At 70.9% G+C, this 21,092-nt stretch carries 17 protein-coding genes; 5 read left to right on the forward strand and 12 right to left on the reverse strand.

Annotated elements, in window-relative coordinates:
• Window positions 1-111: 111 nt before the first annotated feature.
• Together LW587_RS13565 and LW587_RS13570 are read right to left on the reverse strand one after the other, a co-directional pair.
• Window positions 112-1,932 (reverse strand): methylmalonyl-CoA mutase subunit beta, encoded by a 1,821-nt coding sequence (locus LW587_RS13565; protein ID WP_232630120.1) that lies wholly within the window; start codon window positions 1,930-1,932, stop codon window positions 112-114.
• A gap of 143 nt (window positions 1,933-2,075) precedes the next feature.
• The gene (locus LW587_RS13570; protein ID WP_232630121.1) at window positions 2,076-2,927 is read right to left on the reverse strand and encodes an undecaprenyl-diphosphate phosphatase; all 852 of its coding nucleotides are present in this window, start codon (window positions 2,925-2,927) and stop codon (window positions 2,076-2,078) included.
• Window positions 2,928-3,215: 288 nt separating this feature from the next.
• On the opposite strand from LW587_RS13570, the gene LW587_RS13575 reads away from it, so the two are divergent.
• Genes LW587_RS13575 through LW587_RS13585 form a run of 3 tightly spaced genes read left to right on the forward strand, consistent with a single transcriptional unit; the run spans window position 3,216 to window position 5,973 of the window.
• On the forward strand, window positions 3,216-3,908 hold the full coding sequence (locus LW587_RS13575) for a glutathione S-transferase family protein (RefSeq protein ID WP_232630122.1): 693 nt from the start codon (window positions 3,216-3,218) through the stop codon (window positions 3,906-3,908).
• Window positions 3,909-3,940: 32 nt separating this feature from the next.
• Complete coding sequence (gene queG / locus LW587_RS13580; RefSeq protein WP_269780330.1) at window positions 3,941-5,092, forward strand: tRNA epoxyqueuosine(34) reductase QueG; 1,152 nt, start codon at window positions 3,941-3,943, stop codon at window positions 5,090-5,092.
• On the forward strand, window positions 5,089-5,973 hold the full coding sequence (locus LW587_RS13585; protein WP_232630124.1) for an SDR family oxidoreductase: 885 nt from the start codon (window positions 5,089-5,091) through the stop codon (window positions 5,971-5,973). Before queG ends, LW587_RS13585 begins: the two co-directional genes overlap by 4 nt.
• 166 nt (window positions 5,974-6,139) lie before the next feature.
• Here the strand turns inward: LW587_RS13585 and LW587_RS13590 are convergent, their stop codons facing one another.
• The 7 genes from LW587_RS13590 to glnA form a co-directional block, all read right to left on the reverse strand.
• Window positions 6,140-8,095 carry a methyl-accepting chemotaxis protein gene (locus LW587_RS13590; protein ID WP_232630125.1) on the reverse strand — a complete coding sequence of 652 codons (1,956 nt, stop codon included), beginning with the start codon at window positions 8,093-8,095 and terminating at the stop codon, window positions 6,140-6,142.
• Between the two features lie 157 nt (window positions 8,096-8,252).
• Window positions 8,253-9,026, reverse strand: a complete 774-nt coding sequence (locus LW587_RS13595) for an NUDIX hydrolase (RefSeq protein ID WP_442919148.1) — start codon at window positions 9,024-9,026, stop codon at window positions 8,253-8,255.
• Window positions 8,977-9,405 (reverse strand): DUF983 domain-containing protein, encoded by a 429-nt coding sequence (locus tag LW587_RS13600; RefSeq protein ID WP_232630140.1) that lies wholly within the window; start codon window positions 9,403-9,405, stop codon window positions 8,977-8,979. Before LW587_RS13600 ends, LW587_RS13595 begins: the two co-directional genes overlap by 50 nt.
• 113 nt (window positions 9,406-9,518) lie before the next feature.
• Complete coding sequence (gene rnr / locus LW587_RS13605; protein WP_232630126.1) at window positions 9,519-11,879, reverse strand: ribonuclease R; 2,361 nt, start codon at window positions 11,877-11,879, stop codon at window positions 9,519-9,521.
• Between the two features lie 150 nt (window positions 11,880-12,029).
• Window positions 12,030-12,368 (reverse strand): hypothetical protein, encoded by a 339-nt coding sequence (locus tag LW587_RS13610; protein WP_232630127.1) that lies wholly within the window; start codon window positions 12,366-12,368, stop codon window positions 12,030-12,032.
• A gap of 58 nt (window positions 12,369-12,426) precedes the next feature.
• A complete protein-coding gene (locus tag LW587_RS13615; RefSeq protein WP_232630128.1) occupies window positions 12,427-13,005 on the reverse strand; it encodes an NADPH-dependent FMN reductase in 579 nt (192 codons plus the stop codon).
• 279 nt (window positions 13,006-13,284) lie between these two features.
• Entirely contained in the window at window positions 13,285-14,694 is a 1,410-nt protein-coding gene (gene glnA / locus LW587_RS13620; RefSeq protein ID WP_232630129.1) for a type I glutamate--ammonia ligase, read from the reverse strand.
• Window positions 14,695-15,265: 571 nt separating this feature from the next.
• On the opposite strand from glnA, the gene LW587_RS13625 reads away from it, so the two are divergent.
• Window positions 15,266-16,312: a glutamine synthetase beta-grasp domain-containing protein gene (locus LW587_RS13625; protein ID WP_232630130.1), complete on the forward strand. Its 1,047-nt coding sequence runs from the start codon at window positions 15,266-15,268 to the stop codon at window positions 16,310-16,312.
• 148 nt (window positions 16,313-16,460) lie between these two features.
• On the opposite strand, the gene LW587_RS13630 is transcribed toward LW587_RS13625, so the two are convergent.
• Complete coding sequence (locus tag LW587_RS13630; protein WP_232630131.1) at window positions 16,461-17,390, reverse strand: glutaminase; 930 nt, start codon at window positions 17,388-17,390, stop codon at window positions 16,461-16,463.
• A 91-nt stretch (window positions 17,391-17,481) separates the two neighbouring features.
• Window positions 17,482-17,820 carry a P-II family nitrogen regulator gene (locus tag LW587_RS13635; protein WP_003600526.1) on the reverse strand — a complete coding sequence of 113 codons (339 nt, stop codon included), beginning with the start codon at window positions 17,818-17,820 and terminating at the stop codon, window positions 17,482-17,484.
• Between the two features lie 186 nt (window positions 17,821-18,006).
• On the opposite strand from LW587_RS13635, the gene LW587_RS13640 reads away from it, so the two are divergent.
• On the forward strand, window positions 18,007-19,533 hold the full coding sequence (locus LW587_RS13640) for an NAD(P)H-hydrate dehydratase (protein WP_232630132.1): 1,527 nt from the start codon (window positions 18,007-18,009) through the stop codon (window positions 19,531-19,533).
• A 54-nt stretch (window positions 19,534-19,587) separates the two neighbouring features.
• On the opposite strand, the gene LW587_RS13645 is transcribed toward LW587_RS13640, so the two are convergent.
• Complete coding sequence (locus tag LW587_RS13645) at window positions 19,588-20,784, reverse strand: site-specific DNA-methyltransferase (protein WP_269780329.1); 1,197 nt, start codon at window positions 20,782-20,784, stop codon at window positions 19,588-19,590.
• Window positions 20,785-21,092: the final 308 nt, after the last annotated feature.

The raw sequence follows: 21,092 nt of genomic DNA on the forward strand, positions 1-21,092 counted from the left end.
CCTCGCCCCTCTCACGGCCGAAGATTGGTTCGACGCCCGCGAGGTCAAGGCTTGCCCGTCTCCCGCCGCGTGCGCCTGCGCAACCCGCGGCCCAGCCTCGCTTGGCCGGCGTCAGCCCTTCGCCCGCTCCGCCGCCTCGGTCAGCAGGGCGAGCAGGTCGCATCCCGCGAACAGGAAGCCGTGGATTCCGGCCGCCTTCAACGCCTCCGCGTCGGCCGGCTTGCCGGCGAGGTAGAGCGTGCCGCAGCCGGCCGCCTTCAGGGCCTCGGCCGCGGGCCCCGCCTCGGTCTCGTAGAGCTTGTCCGACGAGCACAGGCAGGCGACCCGCGCCCCGGACGCCTTGAACGCCTCGGCGAGCGCCGCCGGGTCGGAGAAGCCGTCATTGCCCAGGGCCTCGATGCCGCCGGCCGCGAAGGCGTTGGCCGCGAAGGTCGAGCGGGCGTTGTGGACCGCGACCGGGCCGAGATTGGCCAGGAACACCGCCGGACGCCGGCGGCTCTCGGCGAGATGCGCGTCGGAGGCGTCGCGCAGGGCCTCGAACGGCTCGGCGAGGCGCCGGGAGGGCAGGGCGCCCGCGCCGCGCTCCGGGGCCTGGCGCGGGGCCACGTCGAGCACCGCCACCGGCTTCTCGGCCAGGAAGGGGAACTCGCTCGCCCCCGTGAGCGGCGCCTTGCGGGTCGCCACCGCCCGCTCGCGGCCCGCATGCACGGCCGCGATCCGGCCCGCCAGCGCGCCCGCGGCGAGGCTCTGCACGATGCCGCCCTCGCGCTCGATCTCCTGGAAGGCAGACCAGGCCCGCTCGGTCAATTCGGCGGTCAGCGTCTCGAAGCCGCCCGCGCCCGCGGCCGGATCGGACACCTTGGCGAGGTTCGATTCCTCCACCAGCACGATCTGGCTGTTGCGCGCCACGCGCCGGGCGAAGGCATCGGGCAGGCCGAGGGCCAGGGTGTAGGGCAGGGCCGTCACCGAATCGGCGCCGCCGAGCCCCGCCGAAGCGGACGCCATGGCCGTCCGCAGGATGTTCACGAAGGGATCGCGGCGGGTCATCATCCGCCAGCCGGTCTCGGCGAGCACCCGCAGGGGCTTGGGCTCCAGGCCGCAGGCCTCCTCGATCCGGGCCCAGAGCCGGCGGATCGCCCGGAACTTGGCGATGGTCAGGAACTCGTCGGCATCGGCCACGAGCAGCACCGCGATCGCGTCGCGCGCCCGGTCGAGATCGTGTCCCCCGGCCTCGAGGGCGCGGAGATAGGCGACGCCCGTCGCGAGCGTGGCGGCGAGCTCCTGCACCTCGCTCGCACCGGCCTCGTGATAGGGGCGGCCATCGGCCAAAGCCACACGCCCGCGGACGCCGGAGAAATCGGTGAGCGCCTGCACGAGCTGGCCCTCCCAACCCTCGACGGCGTGGCCGGTCGCCGCCTGCGTCCCGATCGGGTCGAGGCCGAGATCGAGGTCGAGTTCGGCCGGGTCGTCGCCGCGCCGCGCGACGAGGTCCTTGAGGAGCCCGGCAAGGGCGAAGCCGCGGGGGCCCGCATCGAGGCGCAGGGCGATCAGGGGCAGCATCACGCCCTTCAGCGCCGCGTCGAGCGCGGCCCCATCGGGCAGGTCGAGGCCGAAGCCGCGGGCGGCAGGCGAGGCCGCGTCCACGAGAACCAGGGCGTCGGCGCCGCCTTCGAGGTCGGCGAGCGCCTGGACGGCGGCCTTCTCGGCGTCCGGCTGGTCGATGCGCTGGGCGAGCCGCCACGGACCCGGCGCCCGAACCGGCTGCGCCACGGGGGCGGCGGGGGGGTAGAGCGGCTCGATCCGCAGGCCGTCGGCGGTCTTGGAGACGAGACGCTTCTCGAAGTCGCCGCCCTTCAGCGCGGCCTCGACCGCCCCGCGCCAACGCTCCCGGGTCGCGGGCTCGAACAACTCGGCAAGCGGACGGTCTTCCATCGTGAACCCTGACGTGCGGCGATTCCGATCCGCTTCTGTGGGAGAGCGGCGGCTTGGCCGCAAGCCCTCGCACGGCCTGCGGCGAAACGACAACCGACTTTAGTCTCTGTCGCCCCGCAGGCCTCGTTCAAAATCCTGAGGGTTCAGCCAAAAATAATCAGTCCGGCAAAGCCCAGCGAGCCGACGATGATGCGCCACCACGCGAACAGCCAGAAGCCGTGGCGGGACACGTAGTCGAGCACCGTCCGCACCACGATCAGGGCCGAGACGAAGGCGGCCACGAACCCGATCGCGATGAGGGCCGCGTCGTCGGAGGAGAGGTTCTTGTAGTTGTCGAGCAGGTCCTTGGCGAAGGCGCCGGCCATGGTCGGCATGGCGAGGTAGAACGAGAACTCGGTGGCCGACCGCTTGCTCGCGCCCATCAGCATGGCGCCGACGATGGTGGCGCCGGAGCGCGATACGCCGGGGATCATGGCGAGGCACTGGAAGGCGCCGATCTTGAGGGCCATCGGCAGGCTGAAGGTGAACACGTCGGTCTTGCGCGGCTGCTCCACCCTGTCGGTGTGGCGCTCGTCCGGCGGCGTGGACTTCGGCTCGCCGAACATGTCGTCGATCACGAGCAGCACGAGCCCGCCCGCCACCAGGGTGGAGCAGATGATCCACGGGTTGAACAGGTAGAGCTTGATGACCTTGGAGAAGAGGCCGCCGACGATTGCCGCGGGCAGGAAGGCGACGAGCACGGCGAGCACGAAGCGCCGCGCGGTCGGGTCGTGCGGCAGGCGGGTGGCGATGCCCCAGAGCTTGCCGAAATAGGCGTAGAGGATCGCCAGCACGGCGCCGAGCTGGATCAGCACCTCGAAGGTGTTGTTAGGCGAGTGGAAGCCGATGAAATGGCCCACCAGCAGCTGGTGCCCGGTCGAGGAGACCGGGATGAACTCGGTCGCGCCCTCCACCACGGCGAGCAGGAGCGCCTTCGCGATCTGGACGAGATCCATGGTCTTGTGTTCCCCGCGCCTGTTGGCTGCGCGTCTTGCCCGCGCTTCTTGGCCGCGCCCCTGGCCCTTCGGCCGGCCGGCGCGATCACGCGGAGTGCGGCAGACGACGGCGGTGCGGCAGCTTTGGGGCGGCAGGGTTGACGCGCGGTTACCGCGGACGCGTGAGTCTGTTAAGGAGGCAGCAACGAACCAACCATAATCCTGGCCTGCCGGCCGGACCCTTCGTCCGGTGGCAGCGAGTTGCCGAGCCGGCGGCTTTTTGGACCGACACGCTGAACCACGGCCTCGATGGCAACCCTTCACCACGCACCGTTCTGCCCCCATTCCCGCTTCATCCGCCTCGCGCTCACCGAGATGGGCATGGAGCCGGTGCTCGTGGAGGAACGGCCCTGGGAGCGGCGGCGGGACTTCCTGACGATCAACCCGGCCGGCACCACGCCGGTGCTGGTGGAGCAGACCGGCCTCGCCGTGCCGGGCGCCGCCGTGATCGCCGAGTATCTCGACGAGACGCGGGGCCTGGGCCTCAACGGCCGGCGGCTCCTGCCCGACACCACCGTCGCCCGGGTCGAGGTGCGGCGCCTGCTCGACTGGTTCCTCGTCAAGTTCAACGCCGAGGTGACCGAGTACCTCGTCACCGAAAAGATCGACAAGCGCTTCATGCCGAGCACGGCCGGCGGCGGCCCGCCGGACATGAACGCCATTCGCGCCGCGCGCACCAACGTGCGCTACCATCTCCAGTATATCGGCTACCTGATCGGCGGACGCCGCTGGCTGGCGGGCGACCACCTGACCTATGCGGATCTCGCGGCCGCCGCCCACATCTCCTGCGTGGATTACCTCGGCGACGTGCCATGGGACGAGGACGAGATGGCGAAGGACTGGTACGCGCGGGTGAAGTCCCGCCCGTCCTTCCGCGCGCTCCTCGCGGACCGGGCTCCCGGCATGCCGCCGGCGGCCCATTACGCGGATCTGGATTTCTGAAACCCGCCACCCCGGCCCTGACCGGCCGCGCCCTGCGCGAGACCGTCGAGGCGCGGGCGCGCAAGCTCGGCTTCGACGCCGTCCGCGTCACCCGCCCCGACGCCGTGCCCGCCTTGCGTGAGCACCTGCCCGCCTGGCTCGTGGCGGGCCATCACGGCACCATGGACTGGATGGAGGCGCGGGCCGATCAGCGCGCCGACCCGCTGGTGCTCTGGCCCGAGGCGCGCAGCGTCCTGATGCTCGGCATGAATGCCGGGCCGCAGACCGATCCCCTCGCGCTCCTGGCCCTGAAGGATCGCGGCGCGATCGCGACCTACGCGCAGCGGCGCGACTATCACGAGGTGGTCAAGGGCAAGCTGAAGGAGCTCGGCGGCTTCCTCTCGGCGCGCTCGGGGCGGCCGGTCAAGGTCTTCTGCGACACCGCCCCGGTGATGGAGAAGCCCCTGGCGCAGGCCTCCGGGCTCGGCTGGCAGGGCAAGCACACGGTGCTGGTCTCGCGCGCGCACGGCAACTGGCTGATGCTCGGCGCGATCTTCTCCGCCGCCGAATTGGAGCCCGACCCGCCCGAGGGCGACCATTGCGGCTCCTGCCGCCGCTGCCTCGATGCCTGCCCGACCGACGCGTTCCCGGCGCCCTACCGCCTCGATGCGCGCCGCTGCCTCTCGTATCTCACCATCGAGCATCCGGGGCCGATTCCGGCCGCGTATCGCGCGAAGATCGGCAACCGGATCTTCGGCTGCGACGATTGCCTCGCCGTCTGCCCCTGGAACAAGTTCGCCGGCGCCGCGCGGGAGATGCGCATGGCCGCCCGGGCGGATCTCGCGGCCCCGCCGCTCAAGGACCTCGCCCGGCTCGACGAGGCGGCGTTCCGGGCCCGATTCGCCGGCACGCCGATCAAGCGCACCGGCCGCGATCGCTTCCTGCGCAATGTCCTGATCGCCATCGGGAACTCCGACACCCCCGCGCTCGCCGACGAAGCCGCGCGCTGCCTGACCGATCCCGACCCCACCGTCCGCGGGGCCGCCATCTGGGCCTGCGGCCGGCTGCTGCCCGCGGCCGACCTCGCCCGCCTGTTCGACGCCCATGGACGCGACGAGACGGATCCCCATGTGAGGGCCGAATGGCACGCTCTCGGCCCGACCCGCGGGGAGGGGGCGCCCGCCCCGGAGAATCCGCCCGCATGAACCTGTTCGTCTTCGGCCTCGGCTTCTCCGCGCGCCACTTCGCGGAAACCCGGCGGGCCGACTTCGCCGCCGTGCGGGCGACCGTGACGGAGGCCGAGCGGGCGGAGACGCTCGCCGCCGCGACGGGCTTCGCGATGTGCGCCTTCGGCCCGGACACGGACGGCCCCGGCATCGCCGACGACCTCGCCGACACGGATGTGCTGCTCGTCTCCGCCCCTCCGGGGCCGGGCGGCGACACGGCCCTGCGGCGCTACGGACCCGCCATCGCGGCAAGCCGCATCCGGTGGATCGGCTACCTCTCGACCATCGGGGTCTACGGCGACCAGGGCGGCGCCTGGATCGACGAGACCACGCCGGCCACGCCGACGAGCGCGCGCTCGCGGGAGCGCCTCGCCGTCGAGGCGGCGTGGTGCGCCCTCGGCCAGGAGACCGGCAAGGCGGTCCAGATCTTCCGGCTGTCGGGCATCTACGGCCCCGGCCGCAACCCGATCGTGAAGCTGCGCGAGGGCCGGACCCAGCGCATCGTCAAGCCGGGCCAGGTGTTCAACCGCATCCACGTGGCCGACATCGCGACGACGCTCGCCGCCTCGATCGCGCGCCCGCGCGGCGGCGCGGTCTATAACGTCACCGACGACGAGCCCGCCCCGCCCCAGACGGTGATCGAGCACGCCGCCGCGCTGACCGGCCTGCCCCTGCCGCCCGCGGTCGATTACGAGACCGCCGACCTCAGCCCGATGGCGCGCAGCTTCTACGGCGAGAACAAGCGGGTTCGGAACCGGCTGATCCGGGAGGAGCTGGGCGTGAGGCTCGCCTACCCGACTTACCGCGAGGGCTTGGCCGCCCTGGTGGCGGATGCGGAGGGCGGCGCGACCGCCTCCTGACGCGGCCGCGGCCCGAGACCACGGCGCGCGGCAGGCGCGGGCGTTTCCGAACCTCCGGCCAGCCGGGCGCGGGGGAGGCCGTGTCGGCCTTTTCGGAAAAAGACGATGCGGAACAGGGATCGTCAGGGATTCGACATTCAGGACGATTCTGGAGGAGCCCCGGCCCCTACGCGAAGCGAATGCCGAGTTCCTGGCCCGTGCGCCGCACGACCCGACACGCGATCGGAGCCTCGCCCTCGAGATGCAGGGTGAACGCGTCGGGGATCCCGTCCGCCTCGACCGAGAGCTTCGCGCCGCTCGGCGAACGGTTCAGCAACAGGCCATCGACCGTGCGCGGGGCGCTGCTCCCCGCGGGGGTGAAGGCGAGGCGGACCGGGCTCAGGCCCCGCACCCGGTCCTCGACCCGCCGCTCCTCCAGCCCGACGCTCCAGGAATCGAGGTTCCTGGCGAAGCCCGCCACCGTCTCGGCGGTCGATTGCATATCGGCATTGACCTGCCCCGTGGTGGCGCGCTGCTGCACGCTTGCCGCGGCGGTCTGGGCAATGGTGTCCTGCACCGTGTCGACCACCGAGGCGGTGGCGGCCAAGGCCGCGCCGACCTCCCGGGAGACCGCCTGCATCGCGGCGATCTCTCCGGTGATGCGGGAGGTCGCGGTTCTGGCCTGTTCGGCGAGGCCCTTCACCTCGGTGGCGACGACGGCGAAGCCGCGCCCGGCGGCACCCGCGCGGGCGGCCTCGATCGTGGCGTTCAGGGCCAGCAGGTTGATCTGATCGGCAATCGAGGTGATCGCCTCGACCACGCCGTTCATGGCGGAGGCCGCCGCGCCGAGCCGGTGCGAGAGCCGACCGGTCGCCTCCATCCGGGCCTGGATGTCGCCCACCGCCTGTTGCGAGCGGTCCATCTGCCCGGCAATCTCCGTCGAAGTGCGGTGCATCTCCTCGGAGGCCGTGGCGACGCCGCGCACCCGCCCCAAAGTCTGTTCGGCCATGGCGATGGCACTCGCCCGCACCATCATGCTCTGGGTGATGTCGAAGGCGTATTTCACGACCTTGAACGGGCGCCCGCTGGGGTCGAGGACCGGGTTGTACGAGGCCTGGATCCAGACCTCGCGACCGCCCTTGCCGATGCGCTGATAGGCGGCGGAGCTGAACCGGCCGGCCCGCAGGCTCTCCCAGAAGGCCGCATAGGCGGGGCTGCGGGCATAGTCCGGCATCACGAACAGGCTGTGGGACTTTCCGACGATCTCGGGCAGGGTGTAGCCCATCGCAGTGAGGAAGTTCTCGTTGGCGTCGAGCACGGTGCCGTCCATGGCGAACTCGATCACCGCCTGGGAGCGCCGGGCCGCCTCGACCTGGCCCGCCATGTCGGCGGCCACCGTCTTGGTCGCGGTGACGTCGCTGGCGTATTTCACGACCTTGAACGGGCGCCCGGCGAGGTCGAAGATCGGGTTGTAGGTCGCCTGGATCCAGACCTCGCGCCCGCCCTTGCCGATGCGCTTGAACTCGCCGGCCTGGTACTCGCCGCGGGCCAGCCGCTCCCAGAACGCCCCGTAGGCCGGCGAGGCCGCCTCGGCGGGATCCACGAACAGGCGGTGATGCTGGCCCTGGACTTCGGCGAGGTCGTAGCCGAGGGCGGCGAGGAAATTGGCGTTGGCGTGGCGGATCGTGCCGTCGAGATCGAACTGGATCACCGCCTGCGAGCGGTCGATCGCCGCGATCTGGCCCGCGCTCTCGGCGGCGGCGTGCCGCTCGGCGGTGACGTCGAGGGCGAACTTGACGATCCGCACCGGTCGCCCGCGGGCGTCGAGGACCGGGTTGTAGGTCGCGCGGATCCAGACCTCGCGCCCGTCCTTGGTGCGCCGCTTGTAGGCCGCGGCCTGGAACTGTCCCTCGCGCAGGGCCTCCCAGAACGCCGCATAGGCCGGCGCTCCCGCCTCCGCGGGATCGACGAACATCCGGTGATGGCGCCCGCGCACCTCGCCGAGCGTGTAGCCCACCAGGGCGAGGAAGTTGTCGTTGGCGTCGAGGATGGTGCCGTCGAGGGCGAAGGTGATGACGGCCTGGGATCGGTTCAGCGCATCGAGTTTGGCGGAGGCGTCGGAGCGACGAAGCGGTGAGAACATCGCGGGCAGCCCGGCTGGAATCGGTGCGAGCCAGAGAGTCAGAGGCGGCTTAACGGCCCGCTAAGCCCATCCGGCCCAGAGCCACAAAACAGCATAGCCTCACGACGTTGTCAGAGGAGGCCGTCGTCGCCGTCCGCCTGGACCGACAAACCGCGCCTCAAATCTCCTCCCGCACGCCCTTTCCATGACGTTCGAAGTAGAACGGAACCGGGCGGTAGGGCGGGAAACCGGCCTGCGCCGCCGCCTCGAGGTCGTCGAGGACGACGCGGGTGATGCGGGGCAAATCGAGGGTCCTGCGCGCGTCGTCGAGGGTGACCCAGGCCAGTTCGGTCAGTTCCGCATCGGGGCCGACGATGCCGGGGGACTCGCCGGCGACCGCCCGTCGATCGACGGCGAAGAAGCGGGTGTCGAACCGGCGCGGGCGCTTGGGCGGCGTGATCGCCCGGGCGACGAGGTGCAGGGCTTCGAGGTCGGGCATCACGCCCGCCTCGAGGAAAGCCTGCCACGCGCCCTCGGGGGCCGATTCCGGCGGGCCGTATTCGCGGGTGCCGATCAGGAGGCCGGTCTCCTCGTAGGTCTCGCGGATCGCCGCGAGGGCCAGGGAGCGGCCGAGATGGTGCGGGGCCCGGGGCAGCTTCGCCCGGAGGCCGTCCTCGGCGCGCTGGGACAGGGCACCGGCCACCGGCATCTGCCGATCGGAGGCCTCGATGCGCCCACCGGGAAACACGTATTTGCCGCCCATGAAGGCGAGCCGCTCGTTGCGCCGGCCCATCAGCACCCGCAACGCCTTGCGGGAGCGATCGAGCAGGATCAGCGTGGCGGCGTCGTGCGGGCGAAGGGTGGCGGCGCGCCGGGGCGCCCCGGCATCGGTGATCGGGACGTCAGGCGTTTCCGAGACCGGGGGCGCCGCCTGCTCTTCCTGCTGACTCACCGCCGCGCCTCTCCCCTGCTTCCGCGCCGCCCAGAACGGGCGGAGCCACGCCGAACCCGTGCATCCCGAACGCGTATTGCAGGCCGATCACCGCGCCCTTGACCGGCTGGAGCAGCCCCAGCGCCAGAACGAGGGTGAGCAGCGGCCACACGGTCAGCGAAAGCCAGAGCGGCACGTCGTAGCCCATCTCCACCTCGAGCACGAGGTAGCCGACGATGTGGCCGACGAGGAAGATCACGAGGTAGGGCGGCAGGTCGTCGGCCCGGTGCTCGGCCATCGCGAGGCCGCAGGCGTCGCAGGCGGGCCGCACCTTGAGGAAACGGCCGAACATCTTGCCGTCCCCGCAATGCGGGCAGCGGTTGACGAAGCCGCGGGCCATGGCCCGGCTCAGCGGCACGCGCGCCGCATGCCCCGGCGGGGGGACGTCGTGCCGATGCGAGGCGGGGTGCTGGGGCAAGGCGGGATCCATGGGGCGATCGTAGCCGCTTCCGCTCAGCGGCGCGAGCCGCGATGGCGTCGCGAGCCGTCGCCGTCGGTGGCGGGCGGCTTCGGACCGGCGCGGCCGGGCCTCGACGGCGCGCTCGCCTTCCCGGCCCGGACCTTGGGCCGACCCGGCTTGGCCGACCCGGCCGGCCGGCGCCCGCCTCCCTTCGCGCCCGAGCGGGTGCGGCCCTCCGACAGAATCTCGAAGCGCAACGCCCCGGCCACCGCTGCGGCCTCCACCAGCCGCACCTCGACCGGGTCGCCGAGGCGGAACGTCTCGCCGGTCCGGTCGCCGACGAGGGCGTGCTGGGTCTCGTCGTGGCGGTAGTAATCGGCCCCGATGGTGGCGGCGGGCACGAACCCGTCGGCCCCGGTCTCGGCGAGCTTCACGAAGAGCCCCGCCCGGGTCACGCCGGAGATGCGCCCCGTGAAGGTCGCGCCGACCCGGTCGGCGAGGTAGCCGGCGACGAGCCGGTCGATGGTGTCGCGCTCGGCCGCCATGGCCCGACGTTCGGCGCCGGAGATCTGCTCGGCCACCGCGTCGAGGGCTCCGGGCGTCACGTCGGCGGGCAGCCCGTCCTTGCCGAGGCCGCAGGCCCGCACCAGGGCGCGGTGCACCACGAGGTCGGCATAGCGCCGGATCGGCGAGGTGAAATGGGCGTAGCGGCGCAGGTTCAGCCCGAAATGGCCGAGATTCTGCGCGGCGTAGACCGCCTGGGCCTGGGAGCGCAGCACGACCTCGTTGACGAAGATCGCGTGCTCGCTGTCCGAAACCTGGGCGAGGATGCGGTTGAACAGCGAGGGCCGGAGCGCCCCGGCCTTGGCGATCTTGATGCCGATGGAGGCCAGCACCTCGGAGAGCGCCCGCATCTTCTCGAGCGCCGGCTCGTCATGCACCCGGTAGATCAGCGGCGAATTCGCCGCCTCCAGGGTCTCGGCCGCCGCGACATTGGCCTGGATCATGAACTCCTCGATCAGCCGGTGCGCCTCCAGACGCTCCGGCACGATCACCCGGTCGACCCCCCCCTCCGGCGTCAGCAGCACCTTGCGCTCGGGCAGGTCGAGGGCGAGCGGCCCCCGCTCGTCGCGGGCCCGCGTCATCGCGGCATAAGCGGCGTAGAGCGGACGCAGAGCCGTCTCGAGGATCGGCCCGGTCGTCTCGTCGGGCCGACCCTCGATCGCGGCCTGCGCCTGGGCATAGGCGAGCTTGGCATGCGACCGCATCAGGATGCGGTGGAAGCTGTGCTTCCGCTTCACGCCGTCGGCACCGATGGTCATCCGGACGGCGAGCGCCGGCCGGTCCTCGCCCTGTCGGAGCGAACAAAGGTCGTTGGAGATGCGCTCGGGCAGCATCGGGACGACCCGATCGGGGAAGTAGACCGAGTTGCCGCGCAACAGCGCCTCGCGGTCGAGGGCCGAGCCGGCGCGGACATAGGCCGCGACGTCGGCGATGGCGACGGTGACGAGGAATCCGCCCGCATTGGCCGGATCGGGATCGGGCTCCGCCATCACCGCGTCGTCGTGGTCCTTGGCGTCGGGCGGGTCGATGGTGACCAGCGGCGCCGCGCGCCAATCCTCGCGCCCGCGCTTCGTCGCCGCCTTGGCCGCGTCGGCCTCCTCCAGCACCGCGGGGGGAAAGACGTGGGGGATGTTGTGGACGTGCAGGGCGATCAGGCTCACCGCCTTCTCGGTGCCGAGGGAGCCCAGCCGCTCGCTGACCCGGCCGCGTGGGAGACCGAAGCGAGTCTCGCGCTCCACCGCGACGCTGACGAGGTCGCCGTCGCGCGCGTCGCCCTCTTCGCCCGGCGGGATCGCGATCTCCTTACCCTGCGATTTCTTGTCGACCGGCAGGATGCGCCCGCCGTCGCGGCCCGCGCGGTAGATGCCGATGATCTCGGCGCGGTTCTTGCCAATCACCTTGATGATCCGGCCGGTATAGCGGCCCGGCGCCTCCCCGTCGGGCGACACGCGGATCAGCGCCCGGTCGCCGAGGCCGGGGGCGGGGCGGTTGCCCTTGCGGCCGGCCCGCGGCATCTCGACGGTGATCCGCGGCGCCTCGCCCTCGCCCTCCCACTGCGCCGGCCGCGCCACGAGATCGCCGTCCCGGTCGCGGGCGACGATGTCGGCGACGACGACGTCCGGCAGGCTTCCGCCCCGGCGCAGGCCGCCGCGCCCGCGTTCCAGGCCGCCTTCCTCCTGGATCGTCTTGAGGATCGCCTTGAGCCCGATCTTGTCGGCGCCCTTCAGCCCGAAGGCCTTCGCGATCTCGCGCTTGCCGACGGCCTCCGGCGAATCAGCCACGAAGGCGAGGATCTGCTCGCGGGTCGGGAGGGGGGCGCGGGTGCCCTGCGGATCGATGCGTTTGGCCAAGAAGTCTCACCGCACCGGCCGCTCGCGGGCGGCGCGGTCGTCTCGTGGGTTCGGAACGGCGCGATGGCCGTGATTCGTTCCCAACATGGGCGCTCGGCGCGCCCGTCACAACATCGCCGCCCGCGGCGTAAACAGATTCGCGACAGATCTTCAGCCCGTCGATGCGCTCCCACGGATCCGCTCGACCGCCTGTTCCAGGTCGAAATCGGACGCCAACAGCGCATCGAGGTCGAACGGCGACCGTTGCGGCAGGGTCAGGCTCACCCGGCCCTCCGCCGGTCGGAACTCGGGGGCCTCGGCGGCACGCACCGCGATCGTCCAGGCGCCGTCCATGCGCAGGCTTTCCGGGTCCGGCGGTGAGGCCCGCAAAGTCGCGAGTCGCTCCGCCGCCGCCTGACGGAAGGTGAGGCTGCGGCCGTCGTCCGAGATGAGGGCCGCCCTGACCAGGTCGGCGAGGATGTCCCCGACCCTGTCCACGTTCGGGTTCATGCGCTGTCCGCTCCGGTGCCGATCCGCGCGGGGAGGGGCAAGGGCGATGCCAGGATCGTCAGTACGGCGTGCCGTCCGCGCGCTTCGCCCGCAAAGCCTCGGCGTACCAAGTCAATTCGTCGAGGAACTTCCGGGTCGCCTTGGTGAGCCATTCCTCGGCCGGCTCGCCCGCCTCGTCGAGCGCCTTCTGGACCCGGGGGATCGGCAGCAAAGAGGGGATGCTCGGCGTGCCGAGTTCGGCCAGCATCGCCCGCAGCTGCATCGCCGCCCGGACACCGCCATACGGGCCGGCGGAGTAGCAGCAGATGCCCGAAGGGCGCCAGAAATACTCCTCCAGGAAGTGGTCGAGGGTGTTCGACAGCGCCGGCGGGACCGAATGGTTGTACTCGGCCGAGACCACGACGAAGGCGTCCGACCGGCGGTAGAGGGCGGCGAGCCGCTCCAGGGGCTCGGGCGCCTCGCCCTTCGGATACTCCTTGTACATCCGGTCCAGCAGGGGAAGCTGCAGCGCAGCGGGATCGACCAGCGGCGCCTCGTGCCCGCGGGCTTCGAGGGCCGCGACCATCAGGCGGGCGGCGCGGAGACCCAGGCGCTCCGAGCGCACCGAGCCGAGGATGACGGGAATGGTGAGCGGCATGGGGCGGGCCCTCTCGGCGGTGGCGGGAGCGACGCGTCGACCGCATCGGCCCGCGACCCGGTTCCGGCGCTCGGCCGCTTCGTCCCGTGTCGAGGAGCGACCCGGTTCCCGGGCGATCCTCTCGCTGACTGTTGGGAAGAGGCTTTCTGCCGAGAGCGGGCGTCCGCCTCTCGGGCCGATGGACGCGGCGGGTTCCATTCGAACCCGCCGCGGCCTGGATCGGGAGATCGGATCGAGGAACGGAGTACCTGTCCCGGATCCGACCTCCGGCAGAGATCCTTACAGGGAGTAGTACTGCACGAACTCGATCGGGTGCGGGGTCATCTCGTAGCGCAGCACCTCGGCCATCTTCAGCTCGATGAAGGAATCGATCTGATCGTCCGAGAACACGCCGCCGGCCTTGAGGAAGGCGCGGTCCTTATCGAGGTTCTGCAACGCCTCGCGCAGGCTGCCGCACACGGTCGGGATCTCCTTCAGCTCCCGCGGGGGCAGGTCGTAGAGATCCTTGTCCATGGCCGGGCCGGGATCGATCTTGTTGAGGATGCCGTCGAGGCCGGCCATCAGCAGCGCCGAGAAGGCGAGGTAGGGATTGGCCATCGGATCGGGGAAGCGGACCTCGACGCGCTTGGCCTTCGGGTTCGTCGTCCACGGGATACGGCAGGAGGCCGAGCGGTTGCGGGCCGAGTAGGCCAGCAGCACGGGGGCCTCGTAGCCCGGCACCAGGCGCTTGTAGGAGTTGGTGGACGGGTTGGTGAAGGCGTTGAGCGCCTTGGCATGCTTGATGATGCCGCCGATGTACCACAGGCATTCCTGGGAGAGGTCGGCGTACTTGTCGCCGGCAAACAGCGGCTTGCCGTTCTTCCAGATCGACTGGTGCACGTGCATGCCGGAGCCGTTGTCGCCGTAGACGGGCTTGGGCATGAAGGTCGCGCTCTTGCCGTAGCTCTGCGCGACGTTGTGGATGCAGTACTTGTAGATCTGCATGTGGTCGGCGAGCAGGGTCAGCGTGTCGAACTTCATGCCGAGTTCGTGCTGGGCGGAGGCCACCTCGTGGTGGTGCTTCTCGACCTTCACGCCCATCGACTGCATGGCGGCCAGCATCTCGCCGCGCATGTCCTGCGCCGAATCCTGCGGCGGCACGGGGAAGTAGCCGCCCTTGGTCTGGATGCGGTGGCCGAGGTTGCCGCCCTCGTAATCGGTGAAGCCGTTGGTCGGCAGCTCGGTCGAGTCGAGCTGGAAGCCGGTGTGGTAGGGGTCGGCGCCGAACTTCACGTCGTCGAACACGAAGAACTCGGCCTCGGGGCCGACGAAGATCTCGTCGCCGATGCCGGTCGAGCGCAGGTAGGCCTCGGCGAGCTTGGCGGTGCCGCGGGGATCGCGGGAATAGGGCTCGCCGGTCGACGGCTCCAGCACGTCGCAGACGATCGACATGGTCGAGGCCGAAAAGAACGGATCCATGCAGGCCGTGACCGGATCGGGCATGAGCAGCATGTCGGACTCGTTGATCGCCTTCCAACCGGCGATCGACGAACCGTCGAACATCGTCCCCTCGGTGAAGATCTCCTCGTCGACGAGGCCGACGTCGAAGGTCACGTGCTGCCACTTGCCGCGCGGGTCGGTGAAGCGGAAGTCGACGTACTTCACGTCGTTGTCCTTGATGGCCTTCAGCACATCGGCGGCCGTTTTCATCGTGTGCATCTCCCTGATCGTCTCGTAAGCGGAGCGGCGGAGAGCCGCCCGGGCCGGGTTGGCCCCCGGCCGGTCGTGGCGTGCCGCGCGTGGATGGACGAATAAGCCTCGCGAGCCCGTGCGTGCCGCGGGCGCGGCCCGAGGCGCGATCCGGTTCTTGCCGTTCTCGCGCCCTCCGGCCGGCCCCGCCGACGGGCGCGGACGATATCGTCCGCGCCCCGCGGTTGCCACCCGTCGAAGGACAGAAATCGTCGCCCGTGCGGGCCTTTCGCGGAAATCCGTGCCCCAATTCGCGCCATTCGCGGCGGCGGATTCGCCCGGGACCGCCGCGCCGCGCCGCGCCGGAACTGGCACGCCTCGTGCTAGAGGCCGGAGCGAGGCGGCCGGCTCTGGGCCGGACGCTTCGGGGGTCAGGCGAAGGCTCCGTCCGAAGGTGGTTCGTTGCTCAGAGGACGGCGAGGCAAACGCTCGCCGGACCCGGCTTCCCGAACCGGCGGACGGGCCGGCAGCGATGCCGGATCCACGGGGCTGCGTCAGACGGATTTCGTCGATCAGGAACGAGAGACACGCGATGACCAAGTACAAGCTCGAGTACATCTGGCTCGACGGCTACACTCCGGTTCCGAACCTGCGCGGCAAGACGCAGATCAAGGAGTTCGACGGCTTCCCGACCTTCGAGCAGCTGCCGCTCTGGGGCTTCGACGGCAGCTCCACCCAGCAGGCCGAGGGCTCCTCCTCCGACTGCGTGCTCAAGCCCGTGCGCCACTTCCCCGATCCGGCCCGCACCGACGGCGTGCTCGTGCTGTGCGAAGTGATGATGCCGGACGGCAAGACCCCGCACCCGTCGAACAAGCGCGCTACCGTGCTGGACGATGCCGGCGCGTGGTTCGGCTTCGAGCAGGAGTATTTCCTCTACAAGAACGGTCGCCCGCTCGGCTTCCCCGAATCCGGCTATCCCGCCCCGCAGGGCCCCTATTACTGCGGCGTCGGCGCCTCGAATGTCGGGCCGGTCGCGCGCAAGATCGTCGAGGAGCATCTCGACCTCTGCCTCGCCGCTGGCATCAACCACGAGGGCATCAACGCCGAGGTGGCCAAGGGCCAGTGGGAATTCCAGATCTTCGGCAAGGGCTCCAAGAAGGCGGCCGACGAGATGTGGGTCGCTCGCTACCTGCTCCAGCGCCTGTGCGAGACCTACGAGATCGACATCGAGTACCATTGCAAGCCGCTCGGCGACACCGACTGGAACGGTTCGGGCATGCACTGCAATTTCTCGACGACCTACATGCGCGAGACCGGCGGCAAGGACTATTTCGAGGCCATGATGGCGGCCTTCGAGAAGAACCTCGACGACCACATGGCCGTCTACGGCCCCGACAACCACATGCGCCTGACCGGCAAGCACGAGACGGCGCCGTGGAACAAGTTCTCCTACGGCGTGGCCGACCGCGGCGCCTCGGTGCGGGTACCCCATTCCTTCGTCAACAACGGCTACAAGGGCTACCTTGAGGACCGCCGCCCGAACTCCATGGGCGACCCCTACCAGATCGCCTCGCAGGTCCTGAAGACGATCTCCGAGGTTCCGCTCCCGGCCGAGGCCGTCCAGAAGGCCGTCGCGTAAGGGCTTTCAGGGTCGTCGGCCCCCCCGGGATCGATGACCGCTTCGACAGGCCGCTCCCGCCGCGAGGTGGGGGCGGCCTTTCCGTTTAGGGGGCCGCGTTCCGATAACTGAGCGGGGCGCCCGATCGATCGCGGCATCACGCCTCGCCTCACACGCCGAAGATCGACCACCCGGTGCGTTTCACGAGCATCTCCAGGGCGATGCGCCCGAGATGGGAATTGCCCGCCGCGTCGAGCCCCGGCGACCAGACGCAGATCGAGGCCTTGCCCGGCGCCACCGCCAGGATGCCGCCGCCGACGCCGCTCTTGCCCGGCAGCCCGACCCGGTAGGCGAAGTCGCCCGAGCCGTCGTAATGGCCGCAGGTCAGCATGATGGCATTGATGCGCCGCGCCCGCTCCGACGAGATCACCGAGTGGCCGGTGAGGGGATGGCGTCCGGAATAGGCGAGGAACAGGCCCGCCGTGGCGAGCTGCCGGCACGTCATCGCGATGGCGCAGTGGTGAAAGTAGACGCCGAGCGTGTAGTCGACGGTGTTCTCGATGACGCCGAACGAGCGCATGTAATGGGCGAGCGCCGCGTTGCGGAAGCCGGTGCGCTTCTCGGAGGCCGCGACGGTCTCGTCGATGGCGATCCCGGAATCCTGCGCGAGGAATTGCAGGAAGCGCAGGATCTCGCCGAGGGCTTCCCGCGGCTGATGGCCCGAGAGGATCACGTCGGTCACCGCGATGGCGCCCGCATTGATGAAGGGATTGCGTGGGATGCCCTGCTCGCGCTCCAACTGGACGATGGAGTTGAAGGGGCTGCCCGAGGGCTCGCGGCCGACCTTGCGCCAGAGCCGGTCGCCGACCATGCCGAGCGCCAGGGTGAGGGTGAAGACCTTGGAGATGCTCTGGATCGAGAAGGGGATGTCGGCATCGCCCCCGGCGGCGACGCGGCCCTCGCCGTCGATCACCACGAGGCCGAAGGCGGCGGGATCGACCCGTTCGAGTTCGGGGATGTAGCGCGCCACCGCGCCGCGGTCGGGACGTGCCCGCATCTCCGCGGCGATGTCCTGGACGATGGATACGAGGTCGGACACGGCGTCACTCGGCTGCGGCGCCCGGAAACGAGCGCGGACGCCGCCCGCCCTTCACGAACCGGGCCAAGGGCTCACGGTTCGGCGGGCGGGATCAGATCGCGTCGGTGCCCGTCTCGCCGGTGCGGATGCGGATCGCTTCCTCGATGGTCGAGACGAAGATCTTGCCGTCGCCGATCCGGCCGGTCTGGGCGGACTTGCGGATCGCTTCGACGGCGCCCTCCACGAGCGCGTCCGAGAGAACGATCTCGAGCTTCACCTTGGGCAGGAAGTCCACGACGTACTCGGCGCCGCGATACAGCTCGGTATGGCCCTTCTGCCGGCCAAAGCCCTTCGCTTCGATCACGGTGATGCCCTGGAGGCCCACCTCCTGGAGCGCCTCCTTCACCTCATCGAGCTTGAACGGCTTGATGATCGCCTCGATCTTCTTCATCCCGGGTCGGCCCGATCCGCGCGCGTCGATTGTCTCTTCTGAACCCTACCATCGCAGCCGCGTGACCGCCACGGCGATTTGCGCCGCGAGCGCGGCAAGCTGCGCAGCAAATGTGCAATATGCGCGGAATATGTGGGCATTCCCGCGGTTTTCGATGAATTTTGAGGCAAGACGTGAGCGACATCCATGCATGAGCCGGTGAATTCCTCCGGGAAGGCCCGGCCGTTGCTCACCGTCGAGGCGATGCGGCGGGTCGATGCGGCGGCGATCGCCGCGGGCACACCCGGCCTGACGCTGATGCAAAGGGCCGGCGCGGCGGTCGCGGCGCGGGCGCGGGCCCTGGCTTTGGCCTTGGCCTTGGCCCCGGGAGGGCGGGTACTGATCCTGTGCGGACCCGGCAACAACGGCGGCGACGGCTTCGTCGCCGCGCGCCTCCTGGCCGAGGAGGGCCAGGCCGTCGCGTTGCGCCTGCTCGGCGACCGGGCGGCGCTGACGGGCGACGCCGCGCTGGCGGCGTCCGAATGGACCGGCGCGGTCGGCCCGGCCGAAACCGACCTCCCGCCCTGCGATCTCATCATCGACGCCCTGTTCGGGGCCGGCCTCTCGCGCGACCTCGACGGCGCCGCGCGGGCCTTGGTCGAGGCGGTGAACGCGTCCGGCGTGCCCGTTCTGGCCGTCGACGTGCCGAGCGGCCTCGACGGCGATACCGGGTCCGTGCGCGGCGTCGCCGTGCGGGCCACCGAGACCGTGACCTTCGTCGCCCTCAAGCCCGGCCACCTGCTCCAGCCCGGCCGCGACCTGTGCGGCGCGCTCCACGTCGCCGCGATCGGCACCGGTGAGGCGGAGTTGGAAGCGGGTCTCGCGGGGGCGCCGGCGGTCTTCCGCAACGGGCCGGGCCTGTGGTCGCTGCCGCGGCTCGGCGCGGGCAGCCACAAATACACCCGCGGCCACGCCCTCGTCCTGTCCGGCCCGGCCTTCAAGACCGGCGCGGCCCGGCTCGCGGCCCGCGGGGCGCTCCGGGTCGGGGCCGGGCTCGTCACCCTCGCCTCGCCCGCCTCGGCGCTTCCCGAGAATGCCGCCCATCTCACCGCGATCATGCTGAACCCCTGCGAGAGCGCCGACGACCTCGACGACATCCTCGTCGACGATCGGCTGAACGCGCTGCTGCTGGGCCCCGGCCTCGGCACCGGCCCGGACACCTGCGCGGTCACCGCGGTGGCGGCCTCCGCCGGCCGCGCCCTCGTGCTCGACGCCGACGCGCTGACGAGCTTCCGCAGCGAGGTGCGCACCCTCGCCCGCCACATCCGCGATGGCGAGGCGCGGGCGGTGCTGACCCCGCACGAGGGCGAGTTCGGGCGGCTGTTTTCGGGAACCGACGCCGTGGGGGAGGGGCTCTCGAAGCTCGACCGGGCCCGTCGCGCCGCGGCGATCGCCGGTGCGGTCGTGGTGCTGAAGGGGGCCGACACGGTGATCGCCGATCCCGACGGGCGGGCGGCGATCAACGACCACGGCACGCCCTATCTCGGCACCGCCGGGTCCGGCGACGTGCTCGCGGGCGTGATCTGCGGGCTCCTCGCCCAGGGCATGGCGCCGTTCGAGGCGGCCTGCGCCGGGGTCTGGCTGCACGGCGATGCCGGGCTCCGGCACGGGCCCGGGCTCATCGCCGAGGACCTGCCGGAATTGATGCCCACTGTTCTGCGGGCCCTGGCCTGACGACAGCCGAAAGCCCCCGGCTTCCCGCGAGGGCCGGCCGGGGGGCTTCCCCCGTCAGCCCTGGATCCGCTCCCGCATCGTGGCGCGGAACTCGTCGATGCAGACGAGTTTTCCGCCGCGCTCGGCGTGCCAGAAGGTCCAGCCGTTGCAGGCGGGCAGGCCTTGGACCAGGGCGCCGACCTTGTGGATCGAGCCCATGGCCGGGCCGATGCCGAGCTGGCCGTCGGGGCGCACGGTCGCCCGGAAGCGGCGGCGCTCATCGGTCAGCGTCTCGCCCGGGCGGACGAGGCCCGCCTCGACCACGCTGAGGAAGGGAATGCGCGGCTCGGCCCGCTTCGGGGTCGCCAGCGCCAGCGAGGCCGAGCCCAGAGGCTCGATGGCCGCGATCCGGCTCCGCGCCGCCGCCGCGTAGGTCGCGTCGCGTTCCAGCCCGATGAAGCGGCGTCCGAGGCGCTTGGCCACCGCGCCGGTGGTGCCGGTGCCGAAGAACGGGTCGAGCACCACGTCGCCGGGATTGGTGGCGGCCATCAGCGTGCGGGCGAGCAGCGCCTCCGGCTTCTGGGTCGGGTGGACCTTGCGGCCGTCGCCGTCCTTCAGGCGCTCCTCGCCCGTGCAGAGCGGGATGAACCAGTCGGACCGCATCTGAAGGTCCTCGTTGCCGGCCTTCAGCGCGTCGTAGTGGAAGGTGTATTTCGCCTGCGGCGAGCGCGAGGCCCAGATCAAGGTCTCATGGGCGTTGGTGAACCGCTTGCCGCGAAAGTTCGGCATCGGGTTGGCCTTGCGCCACACGATGTCGTTCAGGATCCAGTAACCGAGATCCTGCAACGCGCTCCCGACCCGGAAGATGTTGTGGTACGACCCGATCACCCACAGGGTCGCGTTCGGCTTCATCACGCGGCGCGCCGCCGAGAGCCAGGCACGGGTGAATTCGTCGTAGGCGGAAAAGCTCGAGAACTTGTCCCAATCATCGTCCACGGCATCGACCACGCTGTGATCGGGCCGGGTCAGCCCGGCTTCGCCGAGTTGAAGGTTATAGGGCGGATCGGCGAAGACGCAGTCGACGCTCGATGCCGGCAACGCCTCCATCGCGGCGATACAGTCGCCGACGAGGATTTCGTCGAGGGGGAGAGGGTTGGGGAGACGCTGAACGGAGGGTGCAAGACCCATCCGCGGCGCCGACGCGATCCGCCCGGTACGCGAGACTTGATTCCGGGCGGTGGCGCCGGCAACCGCGGTACGCGGGGAAGCCATGGCAAACACCGGTTACGCGACTGACAACCGGACCATGCCGCGGGCAGGGTAAAGGCCGCGTTTGCCGTTTCCCGAGTCGCGCGTCTCGATATGGGTCGGCAGTTTTTGCCGGGTCGAGCCATGCGGCGGGCGCAGAGCCGAGGGGCCGGCAGCGAGGGCCGCGCCGGCGCGGCCGGGCGAGACATCGAGCCCGCGCAGATCGGCCGCCGAATGCTTTCGTGGCAAGCAATGAGGATTTTGCGCCGCCGATCGCCCATGCATCGGTAAATATTCAATGCTTGCGACGACAGGGGCGCTCCGAAGCGCAG

It is taken from the genome of Methylobacterium sp. Leaf118, from assembly GCF_920984675.1.
Taxonomy (GTDB): domain Bacteria; phylum Pseudomonadota; class Alphaproteobacteria; order Rhizobiales; family Beijerinckiaceae; genus Methylobacterium.

Coding starts and splice junctions, on each gene's coding strand:
- LW587_RS13565 (WP_232630120.1), bottom strand. CDS start 1,932: ATGGAAGACCGTCCGCTTGCCGAGTTGTTCGAGCCCGCGACCCGGGAG.
- LW587_RS13570 (WP_232630121.1), bottom strand. CDS start 2,927: ATGGATCTCGTCCAGATCGCGAAGGCGCTCCTGCTCGCCGTGGTGGAG.
- LW587_RS13575 (WP_232630122.1), top strand. CDS start 3,216: ATGGCAACCCTTCACCACGCACCGTTCTGCCCCCATTCCCGCTTCATC.
- LW587_RS13585 (WP_232630124.1), top strand. CDS start 5,089: ATGAACCTGTTCGTCTTCGGCCTCGGCTTCTCCGCGCGCCACTTCGCG.
- LW587_RS13590 (WP_232630125.1), bottom strand. CDS start 8,095: ATGTTCTCACCGCTTCGTCGCTCCGACGCCTCCGCCAAACTCGATGCG.
- LW587_RS13600 (WP_232630140.1), bottom strand. CDS start 9,405: ATGGCCCGCGGCTTCGTCAACCGCTGCCCGCATTGCGGGGACGGCAAG.
- LW587_RS13610 (WP_232630127.1), bottom strand. CDS start 12,368: ATGAACCCGAACGTGGACAGGGTCGGGGACATCCTCGCCGACCTGGTC.
- LW587_RS13615 (WP_232630128.1), bottom strand. CDS start 13,005: ATGCCGCTCACCATTCCCGTCATCCTCGGCTCGGTGCGCTCGGAGCGC.
- glnA (WP_232630129.1), bottom strand. CDS start 14,694: ATGAAAACGGCCGCCGATGTGCTGAAGGCCATCAAGGACAACGACGTG.
- LW587_RS13625 (WP_232630130.1), top strand. CDS start 15,266: ATGACCAAGTACAAGCTCGAGTACATCTGGCTCGACGGCTACACTCCG.
- LW587_RS13635 (WP_003600526.1), bottom strand. CDS start 17,820: ATGAAGAAGATCGAGGCGATCATCAAGCCGTTCAAGCTCGATGAGGTG.
- LW587_RS13640 (WP_232630132.1), top strand. CDS start 18,007: ATGCATGAGCCGGTGAATTCCTCCGGGAAGGCCCGGCCGTTGCTCACC.
- LW587_RS13645 (WP_269780329.1), bottom strand. CDS start 20,784: ATGGCTTCCCCGCGTACCGCGGTTGCCGGCGCCACCGCCCGGAATCAA.